Here is a 2,689-nt window from a genome sequence, read left to right on the forward strand (position 1 = left end):
ATCGATCGCGGCCTCTGTGACGCAAAGGCGATTGGCGTCACTCGGACCCAAGCGGAACAGAAGCTTGGAGCCCCCGGTGGCGAAGCCACGCCAGTCTGGACCGCGCTCTTCCCAGCCGACCACTCGGCCGCGGCCATCGATATGCACCGCCCACATGCTGCCAAAAGGTCCTTCCCGCAGGATGTCCTCCCGGATGGCGTGCCTGACGATGGCAGGGGGGACCGAGCGCTCCCAACAAAGATAGCGCCATGTTTCGGAGCCGGGCGACGGCGTACGTCGACTTCGCCAACGGTCAGCAATGGCCTCGTCTGACACTGCAGACCGCGACGGACGCCATTCCGGCCGGGAAAGCTGAAAACCGACCAGCGCTGCGACAGCGTCCACGGCGGCAGGAAACGTGGCCCTTTCCAGAAACATCTCAAGGCCAAAGATGTCGCCCTTCTCGTCACCCAGCGGATCGAACCAGCCTCTTCCGTCATGGGTCACGATAATGATGTTGCCGCCATGCCGGTATTTGACGGCGCGGCGGCTGCTTTCCTTCAGATCGATTTCGTAGCCAGCCCGTTCCAGCACGGCCTCGCAATTGACCCTGGCGCGCAGCACCTCTAATTCTTCTCGTTTCATCTTTTCTTCGGCCGCAAAGTGGCCGTCCCTTCATTTTCCCGCAATCTGCGGGCCACCTTCGTCCCGCCGCGAAGAGCGGAGGGGGCAAGGGCGCAGTGCGCAACTGACAAAAGTTACAGCAGACCGCTGCGGCGAAGCGTCCCTTGCGGCCGCCAGGTCGCCAGCGGCAGGGTCGAATGGGTCTCAATGAGACCCGCGTGGAAAAAACTGGTGCACGATCTCCAGATCGTCTTCGTCATCGAGTTCGTCGGACGGAAGGACGCCGAATTCGTCGCCCGATTTGAAGAGAGTGATGGGAACCATCAGATCGCGGCAAAGCTGGTAAGCGAAGGATTGAGCGAGAGAAAGATCGTGCGCCATGTTCGTGTGCTCCATCGGAAGCGGGCCAATTCCCGCTGATGGCTCCTCGAGGAAACAGGAACGGTCGCGATCACCGCGGAGACGAAGACGGAGCGGCGGTAGCTTTAGCTAACCGACCCCTTGAGGGTTGATCGTCGGAGACCCGGGCCTGTTTCAGGACGCCATCACAAGAGGCGGGATTGGAGTGCTTCGGCGGCGATCGGATATTCGGCACAGATCGTTCACGGAAGACAGCTCCGCATTTGTTGCCGAGCATCTGTCTGACCAGCGCACCGGTCAGCGAAGGCCAGCTGCCTCCTTATCGGACAAGGCTTCGAAAACGAACTCGTCGAGCTCACCAGTGACCCGGCTACGGAAAGCACGGCGCTGTGCTTCTCAGTAGGATCCGGCTGGATCCGAAATTGTGAGAAGCCTGGCATCTACCTGCCATCGCAGCGCTATTGCACGGCGATCTGCTAGCCATCGTGTGAGGAAGCGGATCATCGATCTTTCAAGACTGGTGGCGATAGCAACGCTGCGGCGGACCTTGCGACGTCATTCGGATGGTACGTTCGCAGACATTAGGTAAAACTTTCTCGCTGTCTTGCTTATATCGGCTCCGCTCTCTCAGAAGTTAAAGCTCCGGCAAATTCGGCCCCTTCACCCCCTTCAGTTTCTTCTCTTCAACTCGAGAATCTCGGATTTGCCGACCGGGCCGCTGTGCGCTATATTATTAGTATAGGAGATCGAAAATGCTCTTGAACAAGTTTGACGAGAACAAGGAAGCCCTGAAGCAGATCGGCCGCGAAGCAATCGCTGAGAGCCGTCGTTTGGGACTGCCGATTTCCGCTCGTGATCGCCAGAATGAGGCCGAGGATCAGGCGACATTTGAGCAGAAACAGCGCATTTCTGCCGCCTGAGGTCCCTGCTCTTTGTCCCAGCCCACCTGTATCATTCTCGGCGGTCCCAACGGGTCGGGTAAGTCGTCGGCATATGCCAAGCTGCAGCTCGACGGCGCTTGGATCAACGTCGATGAGATCGCTAAAGAGCTGACGGGATCCGGCGACGGACAGTCGGCAGCCATCGCAGCGGGAAAGGCGGCCCTCAACAGGATCCGTGAGATGATCGAAACCCGGCAGTCGTTCGTCTTCGAAACCACCTTGAGCAGCCAGCAGTCAATCAACCTGATGAGCGGTGCCAAGGCAGCTGGGTACTATGTGGGCCTCTACTACGTTGCTCTGGATTCTGTCGAGCTCAACATCGAGCGTGTTCAACGTAGAGCAGAGAAGGGTGGTCACGGCATCCCAGGAGATATCATCCGTCGACGTTACGAAGGATCGCTGCAGAAGCTATCTAGCGCTCTTAGGTGTGCGGATGAGGCCCTGCTAATAGACAACAGCGGTATCGAGCCCCGGGAGATCTTTCGCGTTCGTGCTGGCGAGATCGTCGGGTCTGACGTTGATCGTCGCAATCCGCTGCACAGGCTTTTCGAAGGCCGGATTGCGAAAGCCTATGACCTCGTAAGGGTAGGGGAGGCGTACCGTTCTCGAACCTCGATCGAGTAGGATCAAGTGCCGTAAACGGCTAACAATTCGCGCCGCCGCAGCCCGATTTCCGACCTAATTTATAATTATTATCGATATCTTATCATAATAATTGTCAAAGCCGAATAGGGTTGCGACAGGTTGAGCCCGATAGAGACGCAACACATTAAGAGTGTCGCTTG

General features: G+C 57.8%; 4 protein-coding genes. 2 read left to right on the forward strand and 2 right to left on the reverse strand.

Annotated features, from left to right (window positions below; translation table 11 throughout):
* On the reverse strand, positions 1-624 hold a 624-nt coding region (locus E8M78_RS23925), incomplete at its 3' end, for a DUF3991 domain-containing protein (protein WP_137136475.1).
* A 183-nt stretch (positions 625-807) separates the two neighbouring features.
* Positions 808-984, reverse strand: coding sequence for a hypothetical protein (locus tag E8M78_RS23385; protein ID WP_170973470.1), 177 nt, complete (start codon positions 982-984; stop codon positions 808-810).
* 731 nt (positions 985-1,715) lie between these two features.
* Here E8M78_RS23385 and E8M78_RS23390 point away from each other — a divergent pair.
* Both E8M78_RS23390 and E8M78_RS18590 read left to right on the forward strand, forming a co-directional pair.
* Positions 1,716-1,883, forward strand: coding sequence for a hypothetical protein (locus tag E8M78_RS23390; protein ID WP_170973471.1), 168 nt, complete (start codon positions 1,716-1,718; stop codon positions 1,881-1,883).
* A 12-nt stretch (positions 1,884-1,895) separates the two neighbouring features.
* Positions 1,896-2,528, forward strand: a complete 633-nt coding sequence (locus E8M78_RS18590; protein WP_137136474.1) for a zeta toxin family protein — start codon at positions 1,896-1,898, stop codon at positions 2,526-2,528.
* Positions 2,529-2,689 lie beyond the last annotated feature (161 nt).

Origin of the sequence: Rhizobium sp. FKY42, from assembly GCF_005222835.1 — a bacterium.
Lineage (GTDB): Bacteria > Pseudomonadota > Alphaproteobacteria > Rhizobiales > Rhizobiaceae > Neorhizobium.

What these genes read in the sequence shown, in the direction of transcription:
- E8M78_RS23385 (WP_170973470.1), bottom strand. Translation starts at nt 984, where the DNA reads ATGGCGCACGATCTTTCTCTCGCTCAATCCTTCGCTTACCAGCTTTGC.
- E8M78_RS23390 (WP_170973471.1), top strand. Translation starts at nt 1,716, where the DNA reads ATGCTCTTGAACAAGTTTGACGAGAACAAGGAAGCCCTGAAGCAGATC.